Here is a 24,216-nt window from a genome sequence, read left to right on the forward strand (position 1 = left end):
CCGGTGACGTCCGGTGACGTCCGGGGCAGTCATCGCGCCTATCGGCCTGATGACCGCCCCGCGGTCGTTCGATACGACGACGTCCGCTCGATCAGTCCTACCGCCCCTGCAGCTTTGCCAGGATGCTCATCGATTGTTCGGAGCCCGACTGCGGTACGACCTCGCCCGTGCGGTCGATGATCGCGTCCCAATGTGCTGCGATACCCTCGACCGACAGGTCGTCGCCGGTCAGCAGCGCGCCTTGCGTCAGCGTCACATACGCCGCCTGGAACACGCCCGCGCCGGCGCCGACGATCATGTTGGTGGGCGCATCCTCCGAGACGAGGAACACCGCCGCAGGCGCGACCTTGTCGGGGGAGAACGCCTTGAACGCCTCTTCGGGGAAGATGTCCTGCGTCATCCGCGTGCCCGCGGTCGGGGCGATCGTGTTGACCCTGATGTTGGTCTTCGCGCCCTCGATCGCGAGCGTCTTGGTCAGGCCCGCAAGGCCGAGCTTGGCCGCGCCGTAGTTTGCCTGGCCGAAATTGCCGTAGAGACCGGTCGACGACGCGGTCATCAGGATGCGGCCGTAATTCTGCGCGCGCATCGTTTCCCACACCGCCTTTGTGGCGTTGGCCGAGCCGTTGAGATGGACGTCGACGACGAACTTGAAGTCGGCGGGCTCCATCTTGGCGAAGCTCTTGTCGCGCAGGACGCCAGCGTTGTTGATGAGGACGTGGACGCCGCCCCAGGCCTCGGACGCCTTGGCGACCATCTCGACCATCTGGTCATAATCGGTGACGCTGCCGCCGTTCGCCATCGCGGTGCCGCCGGCGGCCTCGATCTCCTCGACGACCTTCAGCGCGGCGTCGGAATGACCGGTGCCGTCGCGCGAACCGCCGAGATCGTTGACGACCACCTTCGCGCCGCGGCGGGCGAGTTCGAGCGCATATTCGCGACCGAGACCGCCGCCTGCGCCGGTGACGATCGCCACCTTGTCATCAAAGCGAATGGACCCAAAGTTTCCGGACATGGAAAAGGCGCTCCTCTCTTATCGTTGGAGCGCCTTTCCTAGAACGTAAAGCTGGCCGTGCAAGCGGCGGATCGTCCGCCGCCTGCATCGACGTCAGTTACTTGCCGCCGCGGTTACGGCAGCCGTCCTTGACCGTCTTCGAGCACACCGGATACTCGGCAGGTGCCGGGGTCGGCGGCGTCACGGTCGGCTGACCGAAGGTGACCCGGCCGGCGCCGGGCGCCATCGGCGCGCCTGCCATCGGTGCGCCTGCCATGGGCGCGGGGGCTGCTGCCGGATCTGCCGGTGCGGCCATCGCCGGATCGGCGGGGGCTGCGGGATCCGCGGGGGCGGTCTGGTCCGCCGGTGCCGTCTGCATCGCGGGATCGGCCGGCGCGGTCTGCGCGGCCGGGTCTGCCGGCGGCGTCGTCTGGGCGATCACGGGCGACGCGAGAAGAGCGGCAGCGGCGAGAAGGATGGACTTCATAGGAATCTCCTAAATGGGTGCACCATTTTGGTAGCGCGACGTCTGAACGCACTAAGTCGCGCTTGGGTCCTTCGTTTCGCATCCGATTCCATTCGCCCCACCGCCGGACAGAGTCCTTATCCCCCCGTATCGAGCGAATAGCCTGCCGAACGGACGGTGCGGATGATGTCCGGACGCTCGCCGACGTTGATCGCCTTGCGCAGCCGGCGGATATGCACGTCGACGGTGCGGCTCTCGATATCCGAATCATGCCCCCACACCGCATCGAGCAGCCGTTCGCGTGAGAACACCCAGCCGGGATGCTCGAGGAAATGCTTCAACAGCCGGAACTCGGTCGGTCCAAGCGAGACGACCTCTCCCGAGCGGCGGACCTTGTGGCCGACCGTGTCCATCTCGATGTCGGCATAGCTCAGCGCTTCGCCCGCGAGTGCGGGGCGGACGCGGCGCAGGACCGCGCCGACGCGGGCGACGAGTTCGCGTGGCGAGAAGGGCTTGGTGACGTAGTCGTCGGCGCCGGTCTCGAGCCCGCGGACGCGGTCTTCTTCCTCACCCCGCGCGGTGAGCATGATGATCGGCACGTTCTGCGTCTCGGGCGCGCGGCGCAGGCGACGGCAGACCTCGATCCCCGACAGCCCCTCGACCATCCAGTCGAGCAGGACGATGTCGGGCACCTTCTCCTTGGCGAGCAGCAACGCCTCCTCGCCATCGGGGGTGTGCGCGATCTCGAAATCCTCGCGCTTGAAATGCCAGACCAGCAGTTCGGCGAGGGCGGCATCGTCCTCGACCAGCAGCATCTTCGCGCGTGCCATTATGCCTGCTCCTTCTTTATGCCGCGTTCGCGATCGACCATCTGCGTGCCGGTCGCGGCGAAATAGACCATCTCGGCGACGTTGGTGGCATGGTCGCCGATCCGCTCGAGATTCTTGGCGACGAACAACAGATGCGCGACCTGCCCGATCGTCCGGGGGTTCTCGACCATATAGGTGACGAGCGTGCGGAAGATGCTGTCGTAGAAATCGTCCAGTGCAGCGTCGCTCTCGACCACCCGCACCGCTTCTTCGGCATCGCGCTTGGCGAACGCGTCGAGTACGTCGTGGACCATCTCGCTCGCCATCCGGCCCATCGCGGGCAGGATCGAGATCGGCTCGATCCGGTGCTCGCCATCGATCATCGGCACGCGCTTGGCGATGTTCTTGGCGTAATCGCCGATCCGCTCGACGACGCCCGCGATCTTCAGCGCGGCAACCACCTCGCGAAGATCGACCGCCATCGGCGCGCGCAGCGCGATGATCCGCACCGCAAGCCGCTCGACCTCCGCCTCGATCACGTCGATCTGCTTGTCGGCAGCGCGTACCTGCTCGGCGAGCGCGATGTCGTTGCGTTGCAGCGCCTGCATCGCTTTGTCGATCGCGTCCTCGGCGAGCCCGCCCATCTGCGAGATCAACCCGCGCAGCTCGCCGATATCGTTATCGAAGGCCTTGACCGTATGCGTGTTCATGCGTGGTCCTCCACTCAGCCGTACCGGCCGGTGATGTAATCCTTGGTCCGCTCTTCGCGGGGATTGGTGAAGATGTCGGAGGTGTTGCCGTATTCGACGAGCGTGCCGAGGTGAAAGAACGCGGTCTTCTGGCTGACGCGCGCGGCCTGCTGCATGTTGTGCGTGACGATCACCATCGCATAGCGGCCGCGCAGTTCGTGGATCAGCTCCTCGATCTTGGCGGTCGCGATCGGGTCGAGCGCCGAGCACGGCTCGTCCATCAGGATGACCTCGGGGTCGACCGCGATCGCGCGGGCGATGCACAGCCGCTGCTGCTGGCCACCCGACAGCGCGGTGCCGCTGTCGCTCAGCCGGTCCTTGACCTCGTCCCACAGCCCGGCGCGGCGCAGCGACTTCTCGACGATCCGGTCGAGATCCGCCTTCGCACCCGCCAGCCCGTGGATGCGCGGGCCGTAAGCGACGTTCTCGTAGATCGATTTGGGGAAGGGGTTCGGCTTCTGGAACACCATGCCGACGCGGGCGCGCAGCTGCACCACGTCCATGTCGGGCGAATAGATGTCCTGGCCGTCGAGCTTGATCTCGCCCGTCACGCGTGCGCTGGCGACGGTGTCGTTCATGCGGTTCAAGGTGCGCAGGAAGGTCGACTTGCCGCAGCCCGACGGGCCGATGAACGCGACGACCTCGTCCTGGTCGACGTCGATCGACACGTCGTTGATCGCGATCTTGCTGCCGTACGCGACGGAGACGTTGCGCGCCGTCATCTTCAGGACGGGGGCTTTCATGGGCTTTGGCATCACCAGCGGGTCTCGAATCGGTTACGGAGGTAGATCGCGACGCCGTTCATCGCGAGCAGGAAGACGAGCAGGACGATAATCGCGGCGGACGTCTTCTCGACGAAGCCGCGGCTGACCTGATCGGACCACAGGAAGATCTGGACGGGCAGCACGGTCGCCGGATCATTGAGGCCCGACGGCGGCGCGGCGATGAACGCGCGCATGCCGATCATCAGCAACGGTGCGGTCTCGCCCAGCGCACGCGCCATGCCGATGATCGTCCCTGTGAGGATGCCGGGCAAGGCAAGCGGCAGCACGTGGTGGAACACGACCTGGACGGGCGACGCGCCGATGCCGAGCGCGGCGTCGCGGATCGACGGCGGCACGCTCTTGATCGCGTTGCGGCCGGCGATGACGATCACCGGCATCGTCATCAGCGCCAGCGTCAGCCCGCCGACGATCGGCGCCGAGCGCGGCATGCCGAACGTGCCGAGGAACACCGCGAGGCCCAGCAGCCCGAAGATGATCGAGGGGACCGCGGCGAGGTTGTTGATCGACACCTCGATCAGGTCGGTCCAGCGGTTCTTGGGCGCATATTCCTCAAGATACAGCGCGGACAGCACGCCGATCGGGAAGGCGAGCAGCAGCGTGACGACCATCGTCAGCAACGATCCCTTGAACGCGCCCCAGATGCCGACGCGGGTGGCGTCGGTCGAGTCCGCCGCGGTCAGGAAGCCGGCGTTGAAGCCGCGCGTCAGCACGCCTTTCGCTTTCAACCGCGCGACGACGGCTTCGGCGTCGCGCGTGCCGTTGCCCTTGGCGGCGACGTCGATCGGGCTGGAGACGGGGACGTCGAACACGGTCTTGCGCTGGAGCAGCGACGGATCGGCCTTGATCGCGTCGCGGACCACTGCCCAGGCGCCGTCGGAGAGAAGATCGGTGCCGTCCTTGCCGAACGCCTTGGTGGCGGCGAGATCGACGGTGCCTTCGAGACCCGCGCCGGCGAGCGCAAGATCGGCCCCGCGACCGACGAGGTGCGCGGGCTCGACCGGCAGCTTGGCGGCGGCGAGATCGACCGGCAGCGACACGCGCGTCTCGACGAAGCCGCTCGCGCCCTGGCTCACCATCGAGAACAGCAGATAGGCGAGGAATGCCGCGGACAGCCACACGGCAGCGAGCCCGGCGAAGCGGAAGCGGCGCTCCGACGCATAGCGGCGGCGGATCCGCGACTGCATCGCCTGCGTCGTCCAGTCGGTCGGGACGCGGCGCACCGGCTCGGCGTTCGTCGTAGGACTCTGGGGCACGAGCGTATCACTCATAGGCTTCGCGGTACCGTTTCACGACGCGCAGCGCGACGATGTTGAGAAGGAGCGTGACCACGAACAGCGTCAGGCCCAGCGCGAACGCGGCGAGCGTCTTGGGGCTGTCGAACTCGGCCTCGCCGGTCAGCAGGTCGACGATCTGCTTGGTGACGGTGGTGGTGCTGGCGAACGGGTTGAGCGTGAGCGTGGCCACGCCGCTCGCGGCCATGACGACGATCATCGTCTCGCCGATCGCGCGCGATACTGCGAGCAACACGCCGCCGACGACGCCGGGCAGCGCGGCGGGCAGCAGCACGCGGCGGATCGTCTCGGACGAGGTCGCGCCCATCGCGAGGCTCCCGTCGCGCATCGACGACGGGACCGCTGCGATCGAATCGTCGGCCATCGACGAGACGAACGGGATGATCATGATGCCCATCACGAGGCCGGCGGCGAGCGCGCTCTCGGACGAGGCCCAGCTGATCCCGATCGACACCGCAAAATCACGCACCGCGGGGGCGACGGTGAGCGCGGCGAAATAGCCGTAGACGACGGTCGGCACGCCCGCGAGCATCTCGAGGATCGGCTTCATCCATTTGCGCGTGGTGGGTGCGGCATATTGGGTGAGGTAGATCGCGCTCATCAGGCCGAACGGGATGGCGACGATCATCGCGATCACCGCGCCGATGAAGAACGTCCCCCAGAACAGCGGCACCGCGCCGAGCGATGCGCCCGGATCGCGGCCGTCGATGACTTGCGGGCTCCAGTGCGTGCCGAACAGGAAATCGGTGATCGGCACGACCGAGAAGAACCGCGCGGATTCGTACAGCAGCGAGCCGACGATGCCGACCGTGGTCAGGATCGCGATCAGCGACGCGCCGAGCAGCAGCAGCATCACGACGCGCTCGACCTGCGTGCGCGCCCCGAAACCGGGCCGGACCCGCGTAAACGCGAACGCGCCGCCGGCGAAGGCGAGCAGCAATGCAAGCGCGGTCGCGATCCAGTCGTAGCGCGTCTGCGCGGCGGCATAGGCGGGGGCCAGCGTCTGCGAGAGCGCGTGGAACGCGCCAAAGCTGCGCCCCTCGGCGAGGCTGCGCGCCTCCGACAGGATCGACGCGCGATCGAAGCCCGGGGCGGGAAGCTGCACCGCGGCGGGGGTGGCGAGCACCGCATCGGTGACCAGCGCGGGCGCGGTCATCGACCAGACCGCAAGGAAGACGAGCGGCGGGATCGCCGTCCACAGCGCGACGTACCAGCCATGATGCGAGGGCAGCGAACTGAACCGCGCGGTGCTGCCGGCGCGGAAGCGCGTGGCGCGGACGCGCGCGGTGAGCCAGCCGATCAGGCCAAGACCGAGGACGAGGAAGAGGAGCGCGATGGCCGACATCAGGCGTTGCCCCCCATTTCATCCACTCCGGCGGAGGCCGGGGCCCAAATGGGAAGGTCGAAATAAGCGCGCGCAGCGTGAGCCAATCGAAGGTCGCCCAATTGGACCCCGGCCTTCGCCGGGGTGGTGGTCGTAGTACGCGAGATCTTCACCCCACGCCCGTTCCCCCGCGGACGCGGGGGCCCAGCTAAGTGCCGATGGCTCACGCGGCTCCTGGGCCCCCGCGTCCGCGGGGGAACCAAGGAGGGGAGAGGAGGGAGAGACCGCGTCACTTCAGCACCGCCGGATCGAGTACCGTCTCGTTCGCAATGATCGCCGCCGAGCGCGCCTGGATCGCAGCCGGCGCCGCGATCAGCCCGCGCTTCACCAGCGGTCCGGTCGTGCCCCAGTTCGCCGCGTACAGTTTCAGCAGATTGCGCAAGCCCGGAATCGCGGTCAGATGCGCCTTCTTCACGTAGATATAAAGCGGCCGGGACCCCGGATACGCGTTGTCGGCGATCGTCGCATAGGTCGGCGCGACCCCCGAGATCGACACGCCGTTCACCGCGTCCTTATTCTCTTCGAGATAGCTGTAGCCGAACACGCCGATGGCATTGGGATTCGACTGCAATTTCTGCACGATCAGATTGTCGTTCTCGCCCGCGTCCACATACACGCCGTCCTCGCGGACCCGCGTGCACAACGCCTTGTGCGCCTCCGCATCGGACTTCGCGAGCGCCTTCGCCGAGGGATCGCTATCCTCGCACCCCTTGGTCAGGATCAGCTCGGCGAGCGCATCGCGCGTCCCGCTCGTGGCCGGTGGCCCGTAGACCTGGATCGGCACCGCGGGCAGCGCCGGGTTGACGTCGCGCCAGACCCGCGCGGTATTCGTCTTGCCACCCGGACTGGCGGCGAGCGCCTTGTAGAGATCGGTCGGCGTGAGCTGCATCTTCGGGCCGTTCTTCGCCTCGGCGAACGCGATGCCGTCGATTCCGATCTGGATTTCCATCACGTCGCGCACGCCGTTGGCGGCGCAGTCCTTATACTCGCTCGCCTTCATCCGGCGCGACGCGTCCTCGATATCGGGATGCGCGGCACCGATCCCGGCGCAGAACAGCTTCATCCCCGCGCCGGTGCCCGTCGATTCGATCACCGGCGCCTTGGCATCGGGATCGTTGGCGACGAGCTGCTCGGCGATCATCGTCGTGAACGGATAGACGGTCGACGATCCGACCGCGGTGATCTGGTCGCGCGACCCTGCGCCGCCGCCGTTCGCCTGATCGACGCACGCGGCCAGCGCGCCCGACACCGCCCCCAACACCCCTAGAAGAACGATCCGCTGCACCAGAATTCCCGCCATGCACCGGCCTTAGCGGTACTTAAGGCGATCCTGTGTGACAGTCGCGTTACCCTTTTATGACACCGCCTTTTGTCGCGCCGCCGCTCGGTGGCAGGATCACCGAGACGGTGGTGCCAACTCCCACTTGGCTGGCGATGTCGAGCCGCCCGCGGTGCCGCTCGACGATATGCTTGACGATCGCAAGACCGAGGCCGGTGCCACCGAGCGAGCGGCTGCGTCCCGCGTCGGCGCGATAGAAGCGCTCGGTCAGTCGCGGGATGTGGACCGCCGCGATCCCGTCGCCCTCGTCGCGGATCGACAGGCGGATCATGCCGGCATCGTCGCGTTTCAGCGCGATCGTCACCGGCGTCCCCGCGCGACCGTATTTCATCGCGTTGCCGATCAGGTTGTGGAGCATCTGCGACAGCTGGACGCGATCCCCCGATACCGCCGGCAACGCCGAATCGATCGTCGCCATCAGATCCTGCCCACGATCGCCCGCCGCGTCGGCGAGTTCCTCGCAGGTGTCCTCGACCAACTGCGCAAGATCGACCGCCTGGTCGGGCAGGCGGAATTTCTCCGCCTCGATGCGCGACAGCGAGATCAGGTCCTCGACCAGTCGCTGCATCCGCCGCGCCTCGTCATCCATCACCTTCAGGAAGCGCGCGCGGACTTCGGCGTCCTCTCCCGCCTCGTCCCGCAGCGTCTCGATGAAGCCGAGGATCGACGCGAGCGGCGTCCGCAATTCGTGGCTGGCATTGGCGACGAAGTCGATCCGCATCCGCTCGGCGGCGTAATTCCCGGTCTGGTCGACCAGATGGACGATCCGCTGCCCGTCCGACGCCTCGCTCAGCCGCATTTCCCAGCGCTGGTCGCGCGTGCCGAGTCCGACGAGTTCGATCGGGCGTTCGCCGTCGATCGGCCCGGGCGTGCCCAGCCGCTCGGCGGCGGCGGGATGGCGGATCGCGACCCGCGCGTCCTCGCCCAGGATATGCGTGCCAAGCAGCGTCCTGGCCGCGCGATTGGCCAGCGTCACCCGTCCGTCGTGCACCAGCAGCACCGGCGCGACGATCGCATCGAGCACGTCGTCGAGCACCGCTGGCGCGGTAAGCGCGGCGTCGTCCGGGGGCGCATCCTCGTCGCCGGTGCCCGCGGCGACCAGCGCGGCGGCGATCCCGCCGACCACCGCGACGATCGCACCCTGGATATCGCGGGTGATCGCGAACACCGCGATCGCCGCGACGACGACGACGACGATCGCCCAGAAGGTACGCAGGCCAAATCCCGACAGCATTGTGATCTCCAGGGCGCGGAAGGCATTGCGCGCGTTCGTCCTAGTTCGGTACGATCGGCGCGGCTATATTGTCAGCGCTTCAGGATTATGAAAGGGCTGCGGTATAGCAGGGGCATCATGAGCGACGACACGCGATCCAAGCAGAGCCCGGCAGATGGTTCGGACACCACAGCGCAGACCGGCGTGCCGTCGCGGCGGCGCGTGCTCGCGCTCGGTGCGGTGACGGCCGGCGCGGTGATGTCGATCCGGCCCGCGCTCGCGCAGACCGCAGGATCGGTGCTGAACTGCGAGATTCCCGTCCCCGATGCAAGCCGCGCGGGCAGCTATATCGATGCGGACGGCAGGGTCGTCCCCGCCCGGACGCGCGGGGCGTTCCCGTCGTCACCGCGTCCGTTCAAGGGCGAGGAGGTCAAGCGCGCGATGGCGAATGGCAGCACGCTGCCCGGTACCGATTCGGAGCGTAGCCGTGCCTACGTCAAATATATTCGCCGGTTGCAGCGCGGCCAGGGCGGCTTCACGTGCTTCGCATCGTTGCAGATGCCGCGCGGATGAGGCCGTGGAGGATGCGGTCTATCGCGCACCGCCGAGCGACGGCCTGCTGATCGCGCCGCTCGACGAGTTCACCGCGGTCTATCACCGTGCGTCGGGGATCACGCATCTGCTGACCGAACCCGCGCCGCAGATCCTGGTTGCGGTGCAGGCGGGCGCGTGGTCACTCGATGCGCTGCTCGACCGGCTCGGGCGGGATTATGACCTCGCCGACGGCACCCGCGAGGCCCTGACGGCGCGGCTCGACGAACTGGTGGAGGCGGGGCTGGTCGAGCGCGTATGAGACACGCGTTTTCCGTGCGGATCGGTCCGGTCGGCTTCCGGATCGGCGCGGACTGGCGCGGGCCGATCGCGCAGCTCGAGACGCTGTACCGCGACTATCCCAAGCCGTTGGACGGCGTGCCCGACTTCACCGTCCGTCTGTTCGCGCGTCGACCCTGGCGACGCTTTCTCCGCCCCTCGGTCGAAATCGGCGGTGACTACATGCTGCCCGAAGCCGCGCCGTTGCCGCTGCGCCAGGGCCTGCTCGCCGCCGAGATGGCGATGAACCTGCAGATGGCCTTGGGCGCGCGGCGGTATCTGCTGCTGCACGCCTCGGCGGTCGAGCGCGATGGCCGGGCACTGTTGATGACCGGCGTTTCGGGGGCGGGCAAGTCGACACTGGCGACGCTGCTCGCGGCGCGGGGCTGGCGGTTCATGGGGGACGAGTTCGTGCTGCTCGATCCGGTGACGGCGCAGGTCCATGCATTTCCCCGGCTGATCAGCCTGAAGAACGCGGCGATCGGCGCGGCCGAGGCGGCAGCGCCCGACGCAAGGATGGGGCCGCTGTTGCGTGCGACGCCGAAGGGCGACATCCGCCACATGGTCCCCGATGCGCGCGCGATCGCGGCAATGGACGTCCCCGCGCGGCCGGCGTTGCTGGTCTTCCCGCGCTATGGCTTCGAGTCCGAGGCGCGGTCGGTCCCGCCCGGCGAGGCGTTCGTGCGGATGACGCAGGCCTCGACCAACTATGTGTCGCTCGGCGAGGCGGGCTTTCGCGCGTTGACCGGGCTGATCGCCGCGGTGCCGTCGATCGCGGTGGACTATCCCGACGGTACGCGCGCGATCGAACAGGTCGAGGCGCTATGGGCGGATCTGTGACCGACGCGCGCATCTTGGCGCGCGCGCTGGCCGACCCTGCGCAGGTCGCCGGGCTCGACGCGGACGGCTGGACCGCGTTGCTGACGATGGCGCGTGCGGAACAGCTGATCGGCACGTTGGCGCTACGGCTCGACGGCTTGCCGATGCCGGGTGCGGTGAAGGCGATCCTTGCCGATGCTCGGGCGGCGGCGGCGCACGGGCGCCGGGCGGCGCTGTGGGAGGCGGAGATGGCACGGCGCGCGCTCGCCGGGCTCGATTGCCCGGTCGTGCTGCTGAAGGGGACTGCGTTCGTCGCGGCCGGGCTGGCGGCGGGGCAGGGGCGGTCGATCGGCGATCTGGATATCCTGGTGCCGCGCGCATCGCTCGACGCGGTCGAGGCGGCGCTCCTCGCGGCGGGGTGGGAATGGGTGAAGCCCGATCCGTATGACGACGTCTATTATCGCCGCTGGATGCACGAGCTGCCGCCGCTGATCCACCGCGAGCGCGACCGGATGATCGACGTCCACCACACCATCCTGCCGTTGACCGCGCGGATCACGCCCGACGCAGAGGCGCTGATCACCGATAGCGTTGCGCTCGAGAACGGCCTGCGCACGCTATCCCCCACCGGGATGATCATCCACGCCGCAGCGCATCTGTTCGCCGATGGAGACCTTGCCGGCGGCCTGCGCAATCTCTGGGACATTCGCTGTCTGGTCGACGCGTTCGGCACCGCCGGGCTGGCCGCGGCCGCGCGCCACCACGGCTTGCACCGCGAAGTGGCGCGATCGCTCCGGCTGGTCGACGCGGTGTTCGGTGACGGCATCGCGCGCGGTATCGATCGCCTCTATGTCCGCCGCCTGACCGCGCGAGACGGCTGGGGCCGGCCGATCCGCCCGCTGACCCGGTTCGGTTTCTACATCCGCTCGCACGGGTTGCGGATGCCCCCCGCGATGCTCGCCCGCCATCTTTGGACGAAGTGGCGGAAGGCCTAGTTCAACCGCGCACCACGCCCGCGACGGACCGACCAGACCGCCAGCAATACCACCGTGATCGCCAACGTGTCGGCGATCCAGTCCTGGATATCGCAATCGCGGTGCAGCGACGGGATCGACTGCAACACCTCGATCATCGCCCCGAGAAACGACAGGCGTTCGCCGATCCGGAACAGCCGCGCGGTCGGAAACGACAGCGCCGCCAGCAAGGCGATCGTCGCAAAGGCGAGCATATGCCCGACCTTGTCGCCGAACTGGTCGATCGGCAGGTGCGGCGGCTTCGGCAGCAGCGCCATCGTCACCGCGAAGATCACGGCCACGACCAGCGCGATACGCGTGAGGCCGGTCCGGTTCATGCGCCGAGCCGGTCCAGCGTCGGCAGCAATTCGTCGTAACCGTCGATCACCGCGTCGGCGCCGAGCTCCGCGACCGGCTGCATCAGGAAGCCGAAGCTGCACGCGATCGTCGGCAGTCCCGCGGCTTGCCCGGCCTTGATGTCGAAGATCGAATCGCCGACGAACGCGGCGCGCCCGCCACCGTTACCGCCGCCGCCATGTTCACGACACAGCTTCACCATCGCATGGATCGGCATCGGCGATGGCTTCGACTCGGGCAGCGTATCGCCGCCGAGGATGCAGGCGAACCGCTCGGTCAGTCCGAGTTCGCCCAGCACGATCCGCGCGAACCGCTCGACCTTGTTGGTCACGATCCCGAGTGTCACGCCCCGCGCCGCCAGCGCGTCGAGCGCGTCGATCGCGCCCGGATAGGGCTTGGTCAGCACGCAGATATGGGCCTCGTAATAAGCGAGCAGCGTGGCGTGCAGCGGGTCGAGCATCGCCTCGTCATAGCCGCCGGTCGCGGTCAGGCCCTGCTTCAGCATGTGACGCGCGCCACCGCCGATCATCGGCTTGACCTGCTCGACGTCGAGCGGGGGCCGGTCGACCGAGGCGAGCGCATGATTGACCGCGGCGGCGAGATCGCCGCTGGTGTCGAGCAGGGTGCCGTCGAGGTCGAAACCGACGATATCGAATGAAAAATGCGTCATTGCGCAGGGGCCTGCCAGCGCCGCTATGGAATTGGCAAGGCTTTCGTGGCAGCGATCCTTCCATGACGACGCTTTCCAACGACCAGCCGATTCCGGGCGATCTCAGCGCCCCCCCCAGCGCGCCCCCTATCGCCGTCGTGATCCTCGCCGCGGGTAAGGGGACGCGGATGAAATCGGATCTGCACAAGGTGCTTCACCCGATCGCCGGGCGGCCGATGCTGCTGCATCTGGTCGCGAGCGCCGCGACGCTGCACCCCGCCAAGACGGTCGTCGTGACGGGGGCCGGGCGCGCGCAGGTCGAGGCCGCAGTCGCGCCCTTGGGCATCGCCACCGCGCTTCAGGCGGAACAGCTCGGCACCGGCCATGCCGTTGCGCAGGCGCGCGCGGCACTCGCCGGGTTCGAAGGCGACGTGCTGATCCTCTACGGCGACGTGCCCCTGGTCACCGCCGCGACGATGCAGCGGATGATCGACCGGTTGCATGGTGACGACACGCCGGCCGTAATTGTGCTCGGCTTCCGCCCCGCCGAGCCCGGCGCCTATGGTCGCGTGATCGCCGACGCCGCGGGCCGGATGGACCGGATCGTCGAGTACAAGGACGCGTCGGCGGCGGAACGCGCGGTGACGCTGTGCAATTCCGGGCTGATGGCGGTGCGGTCGACCGACCTGTTCGCACTGCTCGACCGGCTCGGCAACGACAATGCCGCGGGCGAATATTACCTGACCGATATCGTCGGGCTGGCGGGCGAGGATGGCCGCGCCTCCGCCGTGATCGAAACCGGCGCGGACGAAGTCGCCGGCGTCAACAGTCGCGGCGAACTCGCCGGCGTCGAGCGCGCCTGGCAGGCGACGCGACGCGCGCAGGCGATGGCCGACGGCGCCACGCTGATCGCACCCGATACCGTCTGGTTCGCGCACGACACGATCATCGGCCGCGACGTCGTGATCGAACCCAACGTCGTCTTCGGCCCCGGCGCGCGTGTGGCCGATGGCGCGACGATCCACGCGTTCAGCCATGTCGAGGGCGCAACCGTGGGGGCCGGCGCCAATGTCGGCCCGTTTGCAAGGCTGCGCCCCGGCGCGGACCTGCGTGCGGACGCCAAGGTCGGCAATTTCGTCGAGGTCAAGACGGCCATCATCGGCAAGGGCGCGAAGGTCAGCCACCTGACCTATATCGGCGACGCCGACATCGGTGCGGGCGCGAACATCGGCGCGGGCACGATCACCTGCAATTACGACGGCTATTTCAAATACCGTACGGTCGTCGGCGACGGCGCGTTCATCGGCTCGAACTCCGCACTCGTCGCGCCCGTGACGATCGGCGCGGGCGCGATCGTCGCGGCAGGCTCGGTCGTGACGCAGGACGTCGAGGCCGATGCGCTTGCGCTGGTCCGTCCCCTACAGGTCGCCAGGCCCGGCTGGGCCGCGCGGTTCCGTGAGAAGATGGCAGCCCGCAAGGCCGCCCGATAAGCGCGTTTCTGGAGTAAGATCTGATGTGTGGCATCGTTGGAATTCTGAGCGGCGAAGACGTTGCGGGGCGGTTGCTCGATGGCCTCAAACGCCTCGAATATCGCGGCTATGATTCGGCGGGGATCGCGACCGACCATGACGGCGCGATCGACCGGCGTCGCGCATCGGGCAAGCTCGTCAACCTGGCGAACGAACTCGCCGCGCACCCGCTGCCCGGCAAGACCGGTATCGCGCATACCCGCTGGGCGACGCATGGCGGGCCGACCACCAACAACGCGCACCCGCATGCGACGGGCGAAGTCGCAGTCGTCCACAACGGCATCATCGAGAATTTCAAGCCGCTGCGCGACGAACTGATCGCGCGGGGCCGCACCTTCACCAGCGAGACCGACACCGAAGTCGTCGCGCATCTGGTCAGCGAGAAGGTCGAGGCGGGGATGGACCCCGTGTCCGCGGTCCGCGAGATCCTGCCGCGGTTGCACGGCGCGTTCGCACTCGCGATCCTGTTCCGTCAGCACCCTGATCTGCTGATCGGCGCGCGGCTTGGCTCACCTCTGGTCGTCGGCCATGGTGACGGCGAAATGTATCTCGGCTCGGACGCGCTCGCGCTCGCCCCGCTGACTCAGCGTATCGCCTATCTCGACGAGGGCGACTGGGTCGTGCTGACGCGCGACGGCGCGCAGGTCTATGACCGCGACAACACGCCCGTCGAGCGCGCGATCACGCTGTCGGGGATTACCGGCGAGGTGATCTCGAAGGGCAACCACAAGCATTATATGCTGAAGGAGATCTACGAGCAGCCGATCGTCGTCGCGCAGACTTTACGCTCGTATCTGAAGCGGATGGAGGGCGAGGTCTCGCTGCCGATCCCCGAGTTCGACCTCTCGACCATCAAGCGCGTGACGATCGTCGCGTGCGGGACGAGCTTCTATGCCGGCATGGTCGCCAAATACTGGTTCGAGCAGTTCGCGCGCGTCCCCGTCGACCTCGATGTCGCCTCCGAATTCCGCTACCGCGCGCCGGTAATGGAGGAGGGCGGCCTTGCGCTGTTCATCTCGCAATCGGGCGAGACCGCGGACACGCTCGCGGCGCTGCGCCACGCCAGGGCCGAGGGGCAGAAGATCGCGGTCGTCGTCAACGTGCCGACCAGTTCGATGGCGCGCGAGGCGGACCTGTTGCTGCCGACGCATGCCGGCCCCGAGATCGGTGTCGCGTCGACCAAGGCTTTCACGTGTCAGCTTGCGGTGCTGGCCGCGCTCGCCGCCAATCTGGCGCGCGCCAAGGGGCTGCTGTCGAAGGACCAAGAGCGCGAGATCGTCCGGCATCTGTCGGAGGCGCCTGCCGCGCTGAACGGCGCGCTGGCGTATGACGAGGCGATCGAGGCGATGGCGCACAACGTCGCCGGCGCGCGCGACGTGCTGTATCTCGGCCGTGGGACGGACTATCCGCTCGCGCTCGAGGGTGCGCTGAAGCTCAAGGAAATCAGCTACATCCACGCCGAGGGCTATGCCGCGGGCGAGATGAAGCACGGGCCGATCGCGCTGATCGACGAGCATGTCCCCGTCATCGTCATCGCACCGTCGGGGCCACTGTTCGACAAGACCGTCAGCAACATGCAGGAAGTGATGGCGCGCGGCGGCAAGGTCGTGCTGATCTCGGATTACGACGGGATCCAGGCGGCCGGCGAGGGCTGCATGGCGACGATCACGATGCCCAAGGTCCACCCGCTGATCGCGCCTCTGGTCTATGCGGTGCCGGTGCAGCTGCTGGCGTATCACGTCGCGGTGCTCAAGGGCACGGACGTGGATCAGCCGCGTAATCTGGCGAAGAGCGTTACCGTCGAATAACGGGCTTCGCTTTCCGGCGCGCCAAACCCCCACGTCATCCTGACGAAAGTCAGGATGACGTGGGGAGGGCGGAACGGGTTACGGTGTGCAAGCCGAGCGACGTAATTCCCCGCATCCCCTCAAACGAGGGAATGCGGGGCTGTGCCAATTACTTGTCGTCGCGGACCAGTTCGGTCGCGGCGAGATGCTCGGCCAGGAACCAGACCTGCGGCTCGTGCGTGCGGATGATGTTGCTCACCAGCAGGTCGTTGGTGCCGTCGTCGCCCGACTCGTCGGCGGCTTCGGCGCCCTCGTGCGCCTGGCGCAGGATGATCTCATGCGCTTCGAGCAGCCGCGCGAGCTGCGTGGGCACGTCCTCGCGGCCCTTGGGCGGACGGGGGATCGTCGTCATCTCGGCGACGTCGTGCGCCATCGCGATCGAGATGCCGCCCAGCGCCATGATCCGCTCGGCGACCAGATCGACCAGCGCCGCCTGCTCCTCGTAATGCTTGTCGAGCAGCAAATGGAGTTGGTAGAAGGTTGCACCCGACATCTGCCAGTGATGCTTCTTGTACATGTCACGGAGCGTCATCGTGTCGGCGAGAACCTGGTTCAGCGTTGCGACGCTCTGCGCGCGGGCATTGTCCTCGAGCGCGATCGGCAGGCGCTTGAGCGTGCCGTACGGCTGGATCTCGCGATACTCGACCTTGTACTGTGGCTGTGCCTCGGCCGAGACGGCGCCAGCGATATCGGTAGGCTTGGGGGGCTTCTTTGCCATCGCAAATTCCTGTCTGTTTGGATGAACTCGACAGGCATAACGCACGATCGGGCAGATCGACAGCAGACGAAATCATCGTTCACTGTGAATGGCCGGACCTGCCTCGCGCTGCGCGCGCCGCGCGTCCCTCTTGACGGGAGCGCGCGGGCAAAGGAAGCGGGCGGGCACGAAATGTTGGGAGTTTGGGATGACGGAAGCACCTCTGGTCGCAGGTATCGAACTCGGCGGGACCAAATGCATCTGCATCCTTGCGCGAGGTCCCGATCAGATTGAGGAAACCGTGCGTATCCCGACCACCCGTCCCGAAGAGACGATGGCGGCGATCGAGGCCGTGCTCGACCGGTGGAGCGGGTTCGTGGCGATCGGGATCGCCAGCTTTGGTCCGGTTTCGATCGATCGCCATTCGCATGATTACGGCCACATCACGTCGACGCCCAAGCCGGGCTGGGCGGGCACCGATGTCGCGGGTCGGTTGCAGCGCCGCTACGGCGTGCCGACCGGGTTTCACAGCGACGTCGTCGGCGCGGCGCTGGCCGAGGCGTTCTGGGGCGCGGCGAAGGGGCTGCCCGATATCGCCTATGTCACCGTCGGCACCGGCGTCGGCGCCGGCATGATCGCGAACCATCGCCCGGTCGATGGACTGACGCACTCCGAACTCGGCCATATCCGACCCGCGCGGTTCCAAGGCGACGACTGGATCGGCAATTGCCCGTTCCACGGTGCCTGCATCGAGGGGCTCGTCGCCGGCCCGGCGATCGCCGCGCGGATCGGCCATCCCGCGGACGAGGCGCCTGCCGAGCATCCGGTGTGGGATGGCGTCGCCGACGCGCTGGGGCAGCTGTGCCATACGCTGGTGCTGACGGGGATCCCGCGGCGGATCGTCATGGGCGGCGGCGTGATGGGGGCGTCGCATTTGTTCCCCCGCGTCCGTGCGGCGATGACGCGCAGCCTGGGCGGCTATATCACGCTGCCCGAGGTCGCGCTCACCGACACTTTCATCGTCCCCCCCGCGCTCGGCAACAATGCCGGACCGCTCGGTGCGATCGTGCTGGGGGCGCAAGCGCTGGGCCATCATCTCGAAACGTCGTTTACGGCCTCTTAACCGCATCTCGTTACCGCTCGATAGGAAGAGTTGGAGGCACCAACGCCATCGCCGGACGGCGAAGGCCGGGCCCGGCGAGGAGCGGTTTTCGATGCACATTCTGATCGTGGACGACGAGCCGGCGATGCACGACAGCTACCGGCGGAGCTTCGCCGGTCAGCGGTCTGACGGGGCCGACGCGCTCGACGCGATGGCCGCCGAACTGTTTGGCGACGACGTGGTCGAACCGGTCGACGATGCGCCGGCGTTCGCGGTGACGCATTGCGACCAGGGGCTCGATGCGGTCGCCGCGGTCGAACGGGCGTTGGCGCAGGGCACGCCGTTCGCGGTCGCGTTCATCGACGTGCGGATGCCACCGGGGATCGATGGCCGCGAGACGGCTAGGCGGATCCGCGCGCTCGACCCGGCGATCAACATCGTCATCGTCACGGGCTTTTCGGATTTCTCGCCGGTCGAGATCAGCAAGGTTGCGGGCCCCGCCGACAAGATCTTCTACATCGCCAAGCCGTTCGAGGTCGCCGAGATCGTCCAGACCGCGACCGCGCTGGCGCAGCGCTGGCAGAACGACCGCGACCTGGCGACCGCGCGCGACCTGCTGGCGGCGCAAGTGGTGCAGCTCGAGGAACAGGCCGCCGAACTCGCCGCGAACGAAAGCCGCGCGATCCATATCGCGACGCATGATTCGCTGACCGATGCGCCCAACCGGCTCGCATTCCTCCGCGCGCTGGCGGCACGGACCCGCAGCGACGGGCTGTTCGCCACCGTCATGATCGATCTCGATCGGTTCAAGCTGGTCAACGACACGCTGGGACATCTGGCGGGCGACGCGCTGATCCGCGAGATCTGCGCGATCCTCCACCGCGCGACCCCCGACGGCGCGCTGGTCGCCCGGCTTGGCGGCGACGAATTCGGGATCCTGTTCGAGACTTCGGGCGAGGCGGCGGCGGTGATGGCCTGCGAACTGATCGTCGCGGCCTGCTCGGTCAGTATCCAGGTGTTCGGCAATTCGGTTCAGGGCGGCGCATCCGCGGGACTCGTCGTCACCGCGGGCGGCGAGGGGCGCGATCCGGTCGACGTCATGCGCCGCGCCGATCTGGCGCTCAACGACGCCAAGCGCGGCGGACGCGGCATCGTCCGGCTGTTCGACGAAAGCATGGACGAGGGCATCCGCTTCCGCCGCCGGGTCGAGGGCGGCCTGAGCCAGGCGATCGCGAAGGGCGAGCTCAGCCTGGTCTATCAGCCGATCGTCTCGCGCGATGCGATCGAGGTGGTCGGGTTCGAGGCGCTGGTGCGCTGGAACACCAGGGAATACGGGCCGATGAGCCCCGCCACCTTCATTCCGATCGCGGAGGAATCGAACCTCATCCACGAACTCGGCGACTGGGTGCTGCGCGAGGCGCTCGAAGTGCTCAAGCAATGGCCGGGGCAATATGTCTCGGTGAACTTCTCGCCGCGCCAGTTCCGCCGCCACAATTTCGTCGGCCACATCATGGAGAGCGTCCAGCGCGCCGGGATCGCGCCCGCGCGGCTCCAGATCGAGATCACCGAAACCGCGATCTTCGACGATGCCGAGCGCGCCGCCGACACGCTCTACAAGCTGCGCCAGATGGGCTTCCGGATCGCGCTCGACGATTTCGGCACGGGCTATTCGAGCCTCTACAACATCCGCAAGTTCGCGCTCGACTGTCTCAAGATCGACAAGTCGTTCATCGACGGGATGGGCCGTGAGCGCGAAAGCGCGGCGATCGTCCATTCGATCATCCATCTCGGCCGCGCGCTCGGGCTCGGCGTGATCGCGGAGGGCGTCGAGACCGAGGCGCAGGTCCAGGCCTTGCGCCTGGCGGGTGCCAGCCACCTCCAGGGCTATTTCTTCTCGCGGCCGGTGACCGCCGATCGCGCGCTGGCGATGGCGCAGGCGGGGACGCTGATCGGCAAGGACGACGTCTCGAGCGAGGGCCCGCCGATCCGCCAGACCTTCGGGATGCGTGGCTGATGCCATCCGCGGCGATGGGCCGGTTGCCGCCAGCGGTCGGACGCCAGTTCGGACGGATGCGGACGCCCTCGTCGCTGGGCGCCAAGCTGGTGCTGATCATGACCGCGGTCGGGCTGGTCGCGGCAGTGGCGATCACGCTGCTGCTCGCCGGCATCATCACGCCGAGCTTCACCAAGCTGGAGGACAAGGCGATCGCCGGGCATGTCGAGCGGACCCGCGCGGCGCTGTCCGAATACGCCGCGAAGGTCGAGAACGCGGTCCGGGATTACGGCGACTGGAACGACAGCTATGCGTATATGGCGCATCCCGATGCACGGTTCGAACGCGAGAGTTTCTCGCCGCTCGCGATGAGCAACATCGGCGTCGATGGCATGGCCTATGTCACGCCTGGCGGCCGTATCGTCATCGCCCGCTGGCGTGATCCGGTCAGTGGTGTCGAGCGCCCGGCGTTGCGGTCCCGGTTGACCGCGATGATCGGCCGCACGGATCTCGGGCGCGTCGTCGGTCGACAGAGTTCCGGGCGTTTCTACGCGCGGGTGGGCGACCGGGTGGCGGCGATCGGTGTCGCGCGCGTCCGTCGGTCGGACGGCAGCGGCGATGCCCGCGGCTATGTGCTGATGGCGCGGGCGATCACCTCGCAACAGATCTCGGCGCTGCTCCAGCTCAACGCACGGATCGATCTCGCCGCGATCGCCGACCGCGGGACGGTGACGCCGACCCGGTCGAAGCTGACGATCGCGGTGCCGATCCCGGGGGCGGACGGCCACGCCGTCGCCAGCACGCGGTTCAGCGTCCCGCGGGAGGTCTCGCTGCTTGGGCGGCGCATGCTGCTGCTCGCCGTCGCGGGCTCGACGATGCTGTTGCTGCTGGTGCTGATCGTGCTGCGACGGATGATCGAGCGGCTGGTGCTGCGTCCGCTCCACCGCGTCGAGGGTCATATGCAGCGGGTGCGCGCGTCGGGCTCGCTTGCGTTGCTCGAGGAAGACGGCCGGCGCGACGAGGTCGGGTCGCTCGGCCGCAGCTTCAATGCGATGCTGCGGCAGTTGAAGGACCTGCGCGAGCAGATCGAGGTGCAGTCGTTCGACCTGGGCCGCAGCGAAAGCGCGGTCGCGGTGATGCACAATGTCCGCAACGCGCTCAATCCGATCAGCACCATCCTCAGCCAGGGTATCGCGCAACCGGCGCCGGTCGACCGTACGACGATCGACCGCGCGATCGGCGAACTCGCGCGCAGCGACATGCCCGACGCACGCCGCCAGAAGCTCGCCGCGTTCGTCGCCGCCGCGCTAGAGGCGGAAATCGCCAACCGCGAAGCCACGCGCCGCGAGCTGACGATCGGGCGCGAAGCGATGGCGCACGTCCTGGAAATCATCGGCCAGCAGCAGCGGGCGGCGCACGAACGCCCCGTGCTGGAGCTGTGCGACGTGAGCGACATCATCGCGCGCAACGCGACGATCGCGCGCTATTCGCAAGGGGCGTCGATCGCGTTCAGCTTCCCCGCCGGGCCAAGCCCGGTGCTGGCGAGCCGCGTGATCCTCAGCCAGGTGATCGGCAATCTGTTCGGCAATGCGGTCGAATCGATCGTCGCGCGCGGCACCGGCAGCGGTTCGATCGCGGCGACGATCACGCAGGCGGACGACCGCGTGACGATCGCGATCCGCGACGACGGCGAGGGGTTCTCGCCCGAGATCGCCGCGACGCTGTTCCAACGCGGATTTTCGACGCGCGCGCACAAGTCGGGCGGTCTGGGGCTGCACTGGTGCGCCAATTCGATGAACGCGATGGAGGGCTCGCTCAAGCTGGAGAGCGACGGTCCGGGGCTTGGCGCGGTGGCGATCCTGACGCTGCACGCAGGGGATCAGGCGTTGGCCCAGGCGGCCTAGATCGACGTCGTCGCCCCGGGCCAAGTCCGGGAATGACGGCGGAAATGACGGCGGGGTTAGGCCGCCCGCACGTCGGGTGTCACGTCGCGCAGATACGGCGCGACCATGTCTCGTTCCAAAAACCAGCGCTGCCGCTCGATGGGCAGCGTCTCGAACCCGCCGATCGTTCCGCGACATGCCGCGCTGCCGCACGCACACGGCATCCGCCACGCGGGCAGCGACAGCGTCGTCGAATAATCCCACGCGATCTCCTCGCCCGGCGCGATATCGCGGAGCGCGATCAGGATCACGCCATCGTCGCCGAATCTGAGACCCGTATTGGGCGCGCAGCTATGATTGATCAGGTCGTCGATCCTTCCCGATGGCCCCATGAAGCTGTCCGCGGTGATCTGCACGAAGCGGTCGTCGGTGCCCTGCATCAGCGCGGGGACGCGATCCGCGCCGACGCGTCGCCCCGAGAAGCGGATCACCGTCTCGCCCTGCGCGAACCCGGCGGCGGCATAGACTGCCTTGCCGAGATGCGTCTCGCCGACCGCGAACAGGTTCGCCGCGGGCCGATACGCGTCGAGAATGAAGAACCGGCCACGTCGCAGCCCGAACGATCGCACCGGATTGATCGTCGCGAGCCCGACCATGAACCACACGCTCGCATGGCAGAGCAGCTCGACCAGGATATAGCCATACTCGCCGACCCCCGAGCCGTGCGTCCGCGTCGCCAGCAACAGCGTCGCAAGATCGCCGAGCGTCCACAATCCCCAGGCGGGCGAGCGTTCGCGCGCGCGATCCTCCCACACGCTCTGCCAGGTCGGCCAGAAGCTGATCGGGACCGCCGCGACGACCAGCATATGCGCCCAGAATGTCTCGTGGAACGCCACCCACAACAGGATCGCGGCGAACGCGGCGGCCATGCACGCCGTCTCGCTCGGCGTCGGCGCACGCCACCGCGAGCGCCGCCACATCACCAGCGTCACCACCGCACAGGCGAGGGCGGACAATCCGAAGATCCAGCTTTGCGGCGCGTTCGGGTTGACCGCTGCATAGGTTGCGGCCTCGATTCCCGTGGCGGCGCTCCAGATCAGCCATGACGCGCGATTGGGCTCGACCAGATGCCGCTGCAATCCAGCGAGATAGAGCGTATAGCCCGCCGCACTCAGACCCATTGCGATGATGAACCAGAGTTCGATCGCCCTATCCCCCGTTTCCCCGGATCGGAAGGTAAACGCGCGGTGAACCATCGTCTACGGGAAAGCATCCCCGCCGCTCGCTCGCTCGCTCGCGCAGAGCGGGTCGCCGTCATAGCAGGCTCGGCTGAACCTCGTCGTCGTCGCCGACGATCCCCGACAGCGTCAAACCCAGCAGGCGCACCCCGTCGGGCACGGGCAACTGCGCCATCAGCAACTCCAGCCCTGCGGCAAGGAACGCCGCCTTGTCCGTCACCGCGCCGTGCGAGGACCGCGCCCGCGTGATTGTCCGGAAATCGGCGTGGCGCAGTTTCAGCGTGATCGTTCGCCCGCGCGTGCCATGCCGCTCGATCCGCACCCATGCCGCATCCGCAACCCGGTCGAGCGCCGCGCGCAGCTCGTCGGGGTCGCTCAGATTGGTCTCGAACGTGCGCTCCGCCCCGACCGACTTTGCCGTTCGATCGACCCGCACCGGTCGATGATCGATCCCGCGCGCCGCGCCATACAGATACCCCGCATAACTGCCGAAATGCTGCTGGAGGAACGCGAGGCTCTGCGCGACCAGGTCGGCGCCGGTCAGGATTCCGAGCCGCTCCATCTTCTGCGCGGTGACCGGACCGACGCCGTGGAACCGCTTGACCGGCAGCGACTGGACGAACGCCGCCCCGCGTTTCGGCGTGATGATGCACATCCCGTCGGGCTTGTTCTGGTCAGAGGCCAGCTTGGCGATGAACTTGTTGTAGCTCACCCCCGCAGAGGCGGTCAGCCCGGTATCCGCCTTGATCCGCGCGCGGATTTCCTCTGCGATCGCCGCCGCGGTGCCCAGGCCGCGGATGTCCTCGGTCACGTCGAGATACGCCTCGTCGAGCGACAGCGGTTCGACCAGCGCGGTATAATCGGCGAAGATCGCGCGGATCTGGTCGGACACGCCACGGTACACGTCGAACCGCGGCGGGACGAAGACGAGGTCGGGGCAGCGCCGGATCGCGGTCACCGAAGGCATCGCGCTGCGCACGCCAAAGGCGCGCGCCTCGTAGCTCGCCGCCGCGACGACGCCGCGCGCGCGTGAGCCGCCGACCGCGACCGGCCTGCCCCGCAGCGAGGGATCGTCGCGCTGTTCCACCGACGCATAGAAGGCGTCCATGTCGACATGGATCACCTTGCGCTGGGCGGGAGGCTGGGTAGGAGGAAGCATCAGCGCGTTAGATAGGCGCGCGGCGCGCGGTG

Annotated in this window: 23 protein-coding genes; 9 read left to right on the forward strand and 14 right to left on the reverse strand. The window is 67.9% G+C overall.

Going from position 1 to position 24,216, the window contains the following annotated elements; translation table 11 throughout:
* Positions 1 to 97 precede the first annotated feature (97 nt).
* The 9 genes from ASE88_RS11375 to ASE88_RS11415 form a co-directional block, all read right to left on the reverse strand.
* Positions 98 to 1,012, reverse strand: a complete 915-nt coding sequence (locus ASE88_RS11375) for an SDR family NAD(P)-dependent oxidoreductase (RefSeq protein WP_056478185.1) — start codon at positions 1,010 to 1,012, stop codon at positions 98 to 100.
* A 97-nt stretch (positions 1,013 to 1,109) separates the two neighbouring features.
* Positions 1,110 to 1,478 carry a hypothetical protein gene (locus tag ASE88_RS11380; RefSeq protein ID WP_055873050.1) on the reverse strand — a complete coding sequence of 123 codons (369 nt, stop codon included), beginning with the start codon at positions 1,476 to 1,478 and terminating at the stop codon, positions 1,110 to 1,112.
* Between the two features lie 116 nt (positions 1,479 to 1,594).
* Positions 1,595 to 2,287: a phosphate regulon transcriptional regulator PhoB gene (gene phoB, locus ASE88_RS11385; protein WP_055873047.1), complete on the reverse strand. Its 693-nt coding sequence runs from the start codon at positions 2,285 to 2,287 to the stop codon at positions 1,595 to 1,597.
* Entirely contained in the window at positions 2,287 to 2,976 is a 690-nt protein-coding gene (phoU, locus tag ASE88_RS11390) for a phosphate signaling complex protein PhoU (RefSeq protein ID WP_055873040.1), read from the reverse strand. The genes phoB and phoU overlap by 1 nt, the downstream gene beginning before the upstream one ends.
* Before the next feature lie 14 nt (positions 2,977 to 2,990).
* Positions 2,991 to 3,758 (reverse strand): phosphate ABC transporter ATP-binding protein PstB, encoded by a 768-nt coding sequence (pstB, locus tag ASE88_RS11395; protein ID WP_234422594.1) that lies wholly within the window; start codon positions 3,756 to 3,758, stop codon positions 2,991 to 2,993.
* 11 nt (positions 3,759 to 3,769) lie between these two features.
* Positions 3,770 to 5,068 carry a phosphate ABC transporter permease PstA gene (gene pstA / locus ASE88_RS11400; RefSeq protein ID WP_056478187.1) on the reverse strand — a complete coding sequence of 433 codons (1,299 nt, stop codon included), beginning with the start codon at positions 5,066 to 5,068 and terminating at the stop codon, positions 3,770 to 3,772.
* Positions 5,061 to 6,437, reverse strand: coding sequence for a phosphate ABC transporter permease subunit PstC (gene pstC, locus ASE88_RS11405; RefSeq protein WP_055873035.1), 1,377 nt, complete (start codon positions 6,435 to 6,437; stop codon positions 5,061 to 5,063). Before pstC ends, pstA begins: the two co-directional genes overlap by 8 nt.
* A gap of 268 nt (positions 6,438 to 6,705) precedes the next feature.
* Positions 6,706 to 7,776: a substrate-binding domain-containing protein gene (locus ASE88_RS11410; RefSeq protein ID WP_056478189.1), complete on the reverse strand. Its 1,071-nt coding sequence runs from the start codon at positions 7,774 to 7,776 to the stop codon at positions 6,706 to 6,708.
* 46 nt (positions 7,777 to 7,822) lie between these two features.
* Positions 7,823 to 9,049, reverse strand: a complete 1,227-nt coding sequence (locus tag ASE88_RS11415; protein ID WP_056478191.1) for an ATP-binding protein — start codon at positions 9,047 to 9,049, stop codon at positions 7,823 to 7,825.
* Positions 9,050 to 9,166: 117 nt separating this feature from the next.
* Between ASE88_RS11415 and ASE88_RS11420 the strand changes: the two genes are divergently transcribed.
* The 4 genes from ASE88_RS11420 to ASE88_RS11435 are packed head-to-tail and all read left to right on the forward strand — an operon-like array spanning position 9,167 to position 11,712.
* Positions 9,167 to 9,601, forward strand: a complete 435-nt coding sequence (locus ASE88_RS11420) for a hypothetical protein (RefSeq protein ID WP_055873028.1) — start codon at positions 9,167 to 9,169, stop codon at positions 9,599 to 9,601.
* A 4-nt stretch (positions 9,602 to 9,605) separates the two neighbouring features.
* Complete coding sequence (locus ASE88_RS11425; RefSeq protein ID WP_056478193.1) at positions 9,606 to 9,881, forward strand: HPr-rel-A system PqqD family peptide chaperone; 276 nt, start codon at positions 9,606 to 9,608, stop codon at positions 9,879 to 9,881.
* Positions 9,878 to 10,738 carry an HprK-related kinase A gene (locus tag ASE88_RS11430; protein ID WP_056478194.1) on the forward strand — a complete coding sequence of 287 codons (861 nt, stop codon included), beginning with the start codon at positions 9,878 to 9,880 and terminating at the stop codon, positions 10,736 to 10,738. Before ASE88_RS11425 ends, ASE88_RS11430 begins: the two co-directional genes overlap by 4 nt.
* Positions 10,723 to 11,712, forward strand: a complete 990-nt coding sequence (locus ASE88_RS11435; protein ID WP_056478196.1) for a nucleotidyltransferase family protein — start codon at positions 10,723 to 10,725, stop codon at positions 11,710 to 11,712. The genes ASE88_RS11430 and ASE88_RS11435 overlap by 16 nt, the downstream gene beginning before the upstream one ends.
* Here the strand turns inward: ASE88_RS11435 and ASE88_RS11440 are convergent.
* Both ASE88_RS11440 and ASE88_RS11445 read right to left on the reverse strand, forming a co-directional pair.
* Complete coding sequence (locus ASE88_RS11440; protein WP_056478198.1) at positions 11,709 to 12,068, reverse strand: hypothetical protein; 360 nt, start codon at positions 12,066 to 12,068, stop codon at positions 11,709 to 11,711. The two genes, ASE88_RS11435 and ASE88_RS11440, sit on opposite strands and share 4 nt — an antisense overlap.
* The gene (locus ASE88_RS11445; protein WP_055873014.1) at positions 12,065 to 12,757 is read right to left on the reverse strand and encodes an HAD-IA family hydrolase; all 693 of its coding nucleotides are present in this window, start codon (positions 12,755 to 12,757) and stop codon (positions 12,065 to 12,067) included. Before ASE88_RS11445 ends, ASE88_RS11440 begins: the two co-directional genes overlap by 4 nt.
* A gap of 167 nt (positions 12,758 to 12,924) precedes the next feature.
* On the opposite strand from ASE88_RS11445, the gene glmU reads away from it, so the two are divergent.
* Positions 12,925 to 14,226, forward strand: a complete 1,302-nt coding sequence (gene glmU / locus ASE88_RS11450; protein ID WP_056479423.1) for a bifunctional UDP-N-acetylglucosamine diphosphorylase/glucosamine-1-phosphate N-acetyltransferase GlmU — start codon at positions 12,925 to 12,927, stop codon at positions 14,224 to 14,226.
* Positions 14,227 to 14,249: 23 nt separating this feature from the next.
* Complete coding sequence (gene glmS, locus ASE88_RS11455; RefSeq protein ID WP_055873011.1) at positions 14,250 to 16,073, forward strand: glutamine--fructose-6-phosphate transaminase (isomerizing); 1,824 nt, start codon at positions 14,250 to 14,252, stop codon at positions 16,071 to 16,073.
* Positions 16,074 to 16,221: 148 nt separating this feature from the next.
* Here glmS and ASE88_RS11460 read toward each other — a convergent pair whose 3' ends face one another.
* Positions 16,222 to 16,830 carry a Dps family protein gene (locus ASE88_RS11460; protein ID WP_055873008.1) on the reverse strand — a complete coding sequence of 203 codons (609 nt, stop codon included), beginning with the start codon at positions 16,828 to 16,830 and terminating at the stop codon, positions 16,222 to 16,224.
* A gap of 187 nt (positions 16,831 to 17,017) precedes the next feature.
* Between ASE88_RS11460 and ASE88_RS11465 the strand changes: the two genes are divergently transcribed.
* The 3 genes from ASE88_RS11465 to ASE88_RS11475 all read left to right on the forward strand — a co-directional run bounded on the left by ASE88_RS11465 (position 17,018) and on the right by ASE88_RS11475 (position 21,808).
* Positions 17,018 to 17,932: an ROK family protein gene (locus ASE88_RS11465; protein WP_055873005.1), complete on the forward strand. Its 915-nt coding sequence runs from the start codon at positions 17,018 to 17,020 to the stop codon at positions 17,930 to 17,932.
* A gap of 91 nt (positions 17,933 to 18,023) precedes the next feature.
* Positions 18,024 to 19,925, forward strand: coding sequence for a putative bifunctional diguanylate cyclase/phosphodiesterase (locus ASE88_RS11470; protein ID WP_056478200.1), 1,902 nt, complete (start codon positions 18,024 to 18,026; stop codon positions 19,923 to 19,925).
* The gene (locus ASE88_RS11475) at positions 19,925 to 21,808 is read left to right on the forward strand and encodes a CHASE4 domain-containing protein (protein ID WP_235527912.1); all 1,884 of its coding nucleotides are present in this window, start codon (positions 19,925 to 19,927) and stop codon (positions 21,806 to 21,808) included. Before ASE88_RS11470 ends, ASE88_RS11475 begins: the two co-directional genes overlap by 1 nt.
* 56 nt (positions 21,809 to 21,864) lie before the next feature.
* On the opposite strand, the gene ASE88_RS11480 is transcribed toward ASE88_RS11475, so the two are convergent.
* The gene (locus tag ASE88_RS11480) at positions 21,865 to 23,043 is read right to left on the reverse strand and encodes an SET domain-containing protein (protein WP_055872999.1); all 1,179 of its coding nucleotides are present in this window, start codon (positions 23,041 to 23,043) and stop codon (positions 21,865 to 21,867) included.
* A gap of 58 nt (positions 23,044 to 23,101) precedes the next feature.
* Positions 23,102 to 24,184, reverse strand: coding sequence for a DNA polymerase IV (gene dinB, locus ASE88_RS11485; protein ID WP_056478202.1), 1,083 nt, complete (start codon positions 24,182 to 24,184; stop codon positions 23,102 to 23,104).
* Positions 24,185 to 24,216: the final 32 nt, after the last annotated feature.

Source organism: Sphingomonas sp. Leaf38, assembly GCF_001421825.1.
In the GTDB taxonomy this organism is placed as follows: domain Bacteria; phylum Pseudomonadota; class Alphaproteobacteria; order Sphingomonadales; family Sphingomonadaceae; genus Sphingomonas.